The 5,952-nt window shown below is 47.7% G+C and carries 12 protein-coding genes; 6 read left to right on the top strand and 6 right to left on the bottom strand.

The genetic code is table 11. The annotated features are described in order from the left end of the window. Positions 1 to 213: 213 nt before the first annotated feature. The 4 genes from F6K53_RS34935 (at position 214) to F6K53_RS46175 (ending at position 2,094) form a co-directional block, all read left to right on the top strand. Entirely contained in the window at positions 214 to 405 is a 192-nt protein-coding gene (locus F6K53_RS34935) for a hypothetical protein (RefSeq protein ID WP_071105647.1), read from the top strand. A 470-nt stretch (positions 406 to 875) separates the two neighbouring features. Further along, positions 876 to 1,526: a Uma2 family endonuclease gene (locus F6K53_RS34930; protein ID WP_293019768.1), complete on the top strand. Its 651-nt coding sequence runs from the start codon at positions 876 to 878 to the stop codon at positions 1,524 to 1,526. An 87-nt stretch (positions 1,527 to 1,613) separates the two neighbouring features. Further along, the gene (locus tag F6K53_RS34925) at positions 1,614 to 1,790 is read left to right on the top strand and encodes a hypothetical protein (RefSeq protein WP_293019717.1); all 177 of its coding nucleotides are present in this window, start codon (positions 1,614 to 1,616) and stop codon (positions 1,788 to 1,790) included. 106 nt (positions 1,791 to 1,896) lie between these two features. Next, positions 1,897 to 2,094 (top strand): cyanobactin class RiPP, encoded by a 198-nt coding sequence (locus F6K53_RS46175; protein WP_293019716.1) that lies wholly within the window; start codon positions 1,897 to 1,899, stop codon positions 2,092 to 2,094. On the opposite strand, the gene F6K53_RS34920 is transcribed toward F6K53_RS46175, so the two are convergent. After that, on the bottom strand, positions 2,055 to 2,225 hold the full coding sequence (locus F6K53_RS34920) for a hypothetical protein (RefSeq protein WP_293066731.1): 171 nt from the start codon (positions 2,223 to 2,225) through the stop codon (positions 2,055 to 2,057). The genes F6K53_RS46175 and F6K53_RS34920 overlap by 40 nt on opposite strands. Positions 2,226 to 2,398: 173 nt before the next feature. Between F6K53_RS34920 and F6K53_RS46170 the strand changes: the two genes are divergently transcribed. After that, positions 2,399 to 2,596 carry a cyanobactin class RiPP gene (locus F6K53_RS46170; protein ID WP_364301995.1) on the top strand — a complete coding sequence of 66 codons (198 nt, stop codon included), beginning with the start codon at positions 2,399 to 2,401 and terminating at the stop codon, positions 2,594 to 2,596. Positions 2,597 to 2,628: 32 nt separating this feature from the next. On the opposite strand, the gene F6K53_RS34915 is transcribed toward F6K53_RS46170, so the two are convergent. The 4 genes from F6K53_RS34915 to F6K53_RS34900 all read right to left on the bottom strand — a co-directional run bounded on the left by F6K53_RS34915 (position 2,629) and on the right by F6K53_RS34900 (position 3,584). Continuing rightward, positions 2,629 to 2,769, bottom strand: coding sequence for a hypothetical protein (locus F6K53_RS34915; protein WP_293083869.1), 141 nt, complete (start codon positions 2,767 to 2,769; stop codon positions 2,629 to 2,631). A 68-nt stretch (positions 2,770 to 2,837) separates the two neighbouring features. After that, on the bottom strand, positions 2,838 to 3,194 hold the full coding sequence (locus F6K53_RS34910) for a hypothetical protein (protein WP_293083867.1): 357 nt from the start codon (positions 3,192 to 3,194) through the stop codon (positions 2,838 to 2,840). After that, positions 3,195 to 3,320, bottom strand: coding sequence for a hypothetical protein (locus F6K53_RS34905; protein ID WP_293019713.1), 126 nt, complete (start codon positions 3,318 to 3,320; stop codon positions 3,195 to 3,197). It lies immediately after the preceding gene. Between the two features lie 135 nt (positions 3,321 to 3,455). After that, positions 3,456 to 3,584 carry a hypothetical protein gene (locus tag F6K53_RS34900; protein WP_293066737.1) on the bottom strand — a complete coding sequence of 43 codons (129 nt, stop codon included), beginning with the start codon at positions 3,582 to 3,584 and terminating at the stop codon, positions 3,456 to 3,458. A gap of 25 nt (positions 3,585 to 3,609) precedes the next feature. Between F6K53_RS34900 and F6K53_RS34895 the strand changes: the two genes are divergently transcribed. Further along, entirely contained in the window at positions 3,610 to 5,778 is a 2,169-nt protein-coding gene (locus F6K53_RS34895; RefSeq protein WP_293083864.1) for a PatA/PatG family cyanobactin maturation protease, read from the top strand. Here F6K53_RS34895 and F6K53_RS34890 read toward each other — a convergent pair. Next, positions 5,748 to 5,952: hypothetical protein (locus F6K53_RS34890; RefSeq protein ID WP_293083862.1), on the bottom strand; the 205-nt coding region annotated here is incomplete at its 5' end. The genes F6K53_RS34895 and F6K53_RS34890 overlap by 31 nt on opposite strands.

Below are 5,952 nucleotides of genomic sequence, written 5' to 3'. Positions count from 1 at the left end.
ATAAAGCCAAAAATAAACATCTACACAAAAGGGTGGACTGAATAGGCTTGAGCCGGATGAGTGTGAAAGTCTCAAGTCCGGTTCTTAGGGGAGGAGGAGATGGTAACATCTCCTGCCTTACCCGCCAAACGTCCACGGGAAGAGCCAGCCAACGGATTTTGCGAGGCCGGTGTGGCTGGCTCTTGGTCCCCAGTACAAGGAGATACATAGATTATGTCTTACCATCAACGCCTACATCCATGGGTGATTATTAGGCTGCTATCGAAGATGCAACGGGTCGTTGTTGCTCGTTTCCGCAAGCGTTCAGATGCCGAGGGCCATTTAAAGGCTTTGAAACGGTTGATGCCGGATGCTGAATTTATTATTATTTTTGATCACGGCGAGCCTATAGAGGAAGAGTTGTAAGGAATCAGCGGTCAGTTATTAGCTGCGTAGGGTGTGTTAGGGACGAGCTCACCCTAATTTTGCGCCTCAACGCCCGGGGAACAGCCCGTCCCGTAACGCACCACCAAAACAGCAAATATGAAATGCATCCGTTTAATCTGAGCTATCAGCTATCAGTACACATAATTTAAGTAGGGTGGGCAAAGTTTTATGGTATCGAATACTGATTTAAACCCAACTTTTTTTGCCCACCCTACAAGCTAAAACTTAGAGTAAATTGAGTGTAAAAAAAAACGAATTCAAGTAGGGTGGGCAAAATTATATTATCTAGAATACTGATTTGAACCCAACTTTTTTTGCCCACCCTACAAGCTAGCTTATGCGATCGCACTTTTGCCTCTTGCCTCTTGCCTCTTACCTGCTCCCTGCTCCCTGCTCCCTGCTCCCTAAAAACCCAAAACTTTGTACTTAACTACATTGCAAACCGCTCTATGACTATTTCTACCCTACCCTTAACCATACCCCCCCTAGAAAACGGCGACACACTCACCCGTTTTGAATTTGAGCAGCGCTACGCCGCTATGCCCGAGATCAAAAAAGCTGAATTAATAGAAAGATGTGTGTATATGACTCCTGCTGTTCATGCTAAAGCTCACGGTAAACCCCATGCTCACATTATGGGATGGCTGGTTGCCTACGAAGCGGTTACTACTGGTGTAGAAGTTTTGAATAACTCTACCGTGGGTCTAGATGCTGACAACGAAGTCCAACCCGATGCTCTGCTGCGCATCGAGGAAAATGGACAATCTACGATCAGCAACGACGACTATGTCGAAGGGGCACCGGAACTGATTGTTGAAATTGCGGCCAGTAGCGCGTCGTATGATCTACACCAAAAGTTCAATGTCTATCGCCGTAATCAGGTGCAGGAGTATTTGGTCTGGCGAGTGTATGACCAAGAATTGGATTGGTTCTGTTTACAAGAGGGGAAATATATTGCCTTGCAACCTGATCAATCAGGCATTCTCACTTCAACAATTTTCCCTGGTTTGTGGCTAGCCAAATCCGCCTTATTATCAGGAGATCTAGGCACTGTGTTAGGGGTTTTACAAGAGGGAGTAGGGAGTAGGGAAATAGGGTGATAGGGAGATGGGGAGATAGGGAGATAGGGAGATTTTAAGCGATCGCATAAATACTCGTAGGGTGGGCATTGCTGAACATGATCTTTATTGAACGACGAGCAATTAAATAGCAATGCCCACCAACACCTTGCCTGTTGCTGCTTGACTCCAATACTCCCCATCACCCCATCACCCCATCACCCCAACTCCCCACCCTTCCTCCTCCCGACTCCTGATTCCCGATTCCCGACTCCCTACTCCCGATTCCCAATTCTTAATTCTTAATTCTTAATTCTACATTCCCAACTCCCCATTCCCCTTGACTCTCCGCCCTTATCCAATGGTATTCTAACCACTAGAAATAACTAAAAATAAAGAGGAGCAAAACAAAATGGGCAAAAAGAAATTACTCCCTGGCCAAAAATCTCCCATCCTACGTTCCACCACCGCAAAGCCCATCCCCGGCTTGACCGAAACCGAGCTGACGACTGGATGGGACGGGCAAGCCCAGGGGCTCCAACCCGCCCAACAGTGTCAAACACTACATAGTTATGCCTGTCCTCCTTTTGCCGGAGACGATGCGGAGTAAGACTCAGTCGATCTAAAGAAGCGGCAAATTGCATCAAAAGTCTTTTTTATAACGGCTGCTACTAGTTTCGTAGAACAGGCATCTTGCCCATTGCTCCTGTTACAATTCTCCCCATCTCCCCATCTCCCCATCTCCCCATCTCCCCATCTCCCTACTCCCAATTCTAAATTCTAAATTCTAAATTCTTAATTCTTAATTCTTAATTCCCCACTGTAAACAATTGTAAACCCCCCTTGACTCCCCGCCCTTACCCAATGGTATTCTAAACCCTGTAACAAACAAAATCTAACAGGAGCAAAAGCAAATGGGAAAGAAAAAACTCTTGCCTGGCCAAAAATCTCCCATCGTACGTTCCACCACAGCTAAGCCCATCCCCGGCTTGGAAGAAACAGCCCTGACGGAGGGCATGGGAGGCACCACCAGCCACGGTGTTACCCCTTCCATAAGTGCACCACCGGGGGTCACTTTTTCATTTCCTTTTGCGGGGGAAGGGGACGAGTAATAATCACTCTATCACAGTTAATGCAAATTATCTCAAAAGTCTTTTTTTTCATTGCTGGGCGGTCGATTGGCCGCAATAAATTTGCGGGAAACCCTTGCTACTTCCGGGTCTTCCGATACCTGGCACGGCTGGGTGTTTGCTCGATGCTTGCCCTGGTGAGACTTTTTTGACAAAGAATCAGATAGAGAAACCCCAGCTATTGGGGTTTTTCGTTTTAAATAGGGGAATCGGAAATTAAGAATTAAGAATGAAGAATGAAGAATTGAGAATTAAGAATTAAGAATTTGGATACTTGTAGGGTGGGCATTGCTTCCGAAAGATCAGGCATGGAACGGCGAGCAATTAAATAGGCAATGCCCACCAATACCCAATTAGAATCGGGAATCGGGAGTCGGGAGAATCGGGATACTTGTAGGCTGGGCATTGCTTCCGAAAGATCAGGCATTGAACGGCGAGCAGTTAAAAAGGCAATGCCCACCAATACCCAAGGTCTGACTATTTGATGGTAAGAATCGGGATACTTGTAGGGTGGGCATTGCTGAACATGATCTTTATTGAACGGCGAGCAATTAAATAAGCAATGCCCACCAATACCCAATTAGAATCGGGAATCGGGAATCGGGAATCGGGAGGAGTAGATAGTCAATGTGTGACTAGTTGATGGTAATATTTGGCGGGAACGGGCATCTTGATAGCATAGGCATCTTGATAGTAGAACAGCCATCTTGGTAGTAGAATAGGCATCTTAGTGGAACGGGCATCTTGCCCGTTGCTGTAAAATAGTGATCTTGCTGTGGAATGGGCATCTTGCCCGTTACAATAGATAGATAGTCGGGCGGGCAAGATGCCCACTCTACTGCTATTGATCCTTGGTCGCGGGCAGGATGCCCACTCTACTGCTATTGATCCCTTGATTCAGCAACACCAAAATTCTCCCCATCCCCCCATCTCCCCATCTCCCCACCTCCCCACCTCCCCATCTCCCCACTCCCCATCCATAACCTTAAAAAAAAATGCCCGACCTCTCCACCATCCCCGGCTTCACCGAACTCCAAACCCACACCACCGGTGATTCTCGCCTTCTGATCGCAGTATTAGATGGTTCAGTAGACTTAGACCGAGCCTGTTTCCAGGGGGCAAAGCTGAGTCGAATTACCCCCTTTTGGTCAGAAGAACTTGAAATTGACCCCGATCTGATCAAAGTCTTCCGAGAGATTAATCAGTTAGATGACTTTGACGACGACACCAAAAAAGAAAAACTAGAAGCTGCTATTCCAGACGACCGGATTCGTTATCGGATTTTCTGCAATTTCCATGCTACCCATATTTCCAGTACCATTTTTGGACAACCAGGCTCTCCGGTTGAAGGGATTGCCCCTGGTTGCCGAGGCATTAATATCCCCATTGCTCGGGATGGGGAGAACTTCATCAACCCCCTGAACCTAGTTCATGCCTTTAATCAAGCTTTGGAACTGGGAGCGAATATTATTCACTGCGCCGCCTGTCACCCCACCCAATCCGGTGTCGCCCATGAACTGTTGGAAAAAGCAGTGCGTCAAGCCCAGGAGAATAATGTTCTGGTGGTTGCCCCTGGTGGTAATGATAAAGGGGAATGTTGGTGTATTCCGGCAGTTTTGCCGGGAGTACTAACGGTTGGAGCCTACAAAGATAATGGTCAACCGGCCAAGTTCAGTAACTTCGGTGGCCAGTATGCCAAACAAGGGGTGCTGGCTCCGGGAGAAAATATTCTGGGGGCACAACCGGGAACCGATGAAGCAGTGCGGAAAAAAGGAACCAGTTGTGCGGCTCCGGTAATTACGGGAATTTCCGCCTTGTTAATGAGTTTGCAATTACAACAAGGGGCAGCTCCCGATGCGGAAGCGATTCGTGCTGCTATTACCAATAGTGCCATTCCCTGCGACCCAGAAGAAGTAGAAGAACCAGAACGCTGTTTGCTGGGCAAGGTTAATATTCCCGGTGCCTTTGAGTTAATTACCGGACAAGAATTAGCAGCCAAAGGTGAAGGGTCAGAGATTACTAGTCAAGGCTCAGAGGATAAAAGTACGATTGTTTTTATATCGTCTAAGGAAGGGAATCGGGAATCGGGAATCGGGAATCGGGAATCGGGAATCGGGAATCGGGAATCGGGAATCGGGAATAAAGGGAACAGGGAACAGGGAATAGGGAATAGTGGAGAAGAATTAACGGAAACAGGAAGAGAAAATCAATTAACCTTATCTTCTGATGGGGTTAGCGATAATAATATCACCGCTAATAATATCACTGCTGATAATATCACTGCTAATACTACAGCAGCCAATAATATTGTGCCGAGTGCTGGGTCAAACCTGGTCTATGTGATGGGAACGGTGGGGTATGATTTCGGAACAGAAGCAAGGCGGGATTCTTTTAAGCAGTTAATGCCACCGGTAGAGGTCAACGGGGTAATGGTTCCCCCCAACCCCTACGATGCCAGGCAAATGGGAGATTATCTGGGTCAGAATCTCTATGAAGCGAAGTCTTTAATTTGGACGTTGAACCTAGAACTGACCCCCATTTATGCCCTGGAACCGGTGGGGGCATTTGCCGATGATACCTACGCCACCTTGCAGGATATGCTGGCCAGTGAGGCATTGCCAGAAAACGATGACGAGTATATAGAACGGGTGAGTATGGCGGGACGGTTGAGCCGGAAAACTGTCAAACTGTTTTCTGGACAAGAGCTGCCGGTGTTGAAGCTTTATAGTCCCCGGGGCATGTACGGCTGGACAATCAACACCTTAGTGGATAATGCCATCGAAGCCGTTCGTCAGGAACAGCAGAATGCTGATGAAGCGGCAATCCGGAAGTCTTTGACGGCATTTCTACATCGGGTCTATTATGACCTACGGAACTTAGGACAAGCTGACCGCGATCGCGCTATCAACTATGCCGCAATTAATGCCTTCCAAGCCGCCGAAAGTATTTCCGAAGCGGTAGCTATAGGCATGGAACTCCATAGTATTGAAGTAGAGAAGAGTCCCTTCTGTCGTTATGATAGCAACTGTTGGGATGTAAAACTGAAGTTCTTTGACCCAGAAAATGGTCGCAGAGCCAAGAAAATCTATCGCTTCACCATTGATGTGATTGATCTGGTGCCAGTTACCTTAGGTCACGTGCGTTCTTGGTCCGTACCGAAGTAGGGAGTAGGGAGTAGGGAGTAGGGAGTAGGGAGTAGGGAGTAGGGAGATAGGGAGATGGGGAGATGGGGAGATGGGGAGATGGGGAGATGGGGAGTAGGGAGTAGGGAGATGGGGAGATGGGGAGATGGGGAGTAGGGAGTAGGGAGATGGGGAGATGGGGAGAGGGGGAGAAGA

The sequence above is a fragment of the Moorena sp. SIO4A1 genome (genome assembly GCF_010672065.1).
Taxonomy (GTDB): Bacteria; Cyanobacteriota; Cyanobacteriia; order Cyanobacteriales; family Coleofasciculaceae; genus Moorena.
Note: the sequence above shows the minus strand (reverse complement) of the source record. Positions and strands in the feature narration are given on the sequence as shown.

Excerpts from the sequence above, each read along its gene's own strand:
- F6K53_RS34935 (WP_071105647.1), top strand. The coding sequence starts at position 214 with ATGTCTTACCATCAACGCCTACATCCATGGGTGATTATTAGGCTGCTA.
- F6K53_RS34930 (WP_293019768.1), top strand. The coding sequence starts at position 876 with ATGACTATTTCTACCCTACCCTTAACCATACCCCCCCTAGAAAACGGC.
- F6K53_RS46175 (WP_293019716.1), top strand. The coding sequence starts at position 1,897 with ATGGGCAAAAAGAAATTACTCCCTGGCCAAAAATCTCCCATCCTACGT.
- F6K53_RS34920 (WP_293066731.1), bottom strand. The coding sequence starts at position 2,225 with ATGGGGAGATGGGGAGATGGGGAGAATTGTAACAGGAGCAATGGGCAA.
- F6K53_RS46170 (WP_364301995.1), top strand. The coding sequence starts at position 2,399 with ATGGGAAAGAAAAAACTCTTGCCTGGCCAAAAATCTCCCATCGTACGT.
- F6K53_RS34905 (WP_293019713.1), bottom strand. The coding sequence starts at position 3,320 with ATGGCTGTTCTACTATCAAGATGCCTATGCTATCAAGATGCCCGTTCC.
- F6K53_RS34895 (WP_293083864.1), top strand. The coding sequence starts at position 3,610 with ATGCCCGACCTCTCCACCATCCCCGGCTTCACCGAACTCCAAACCCAC.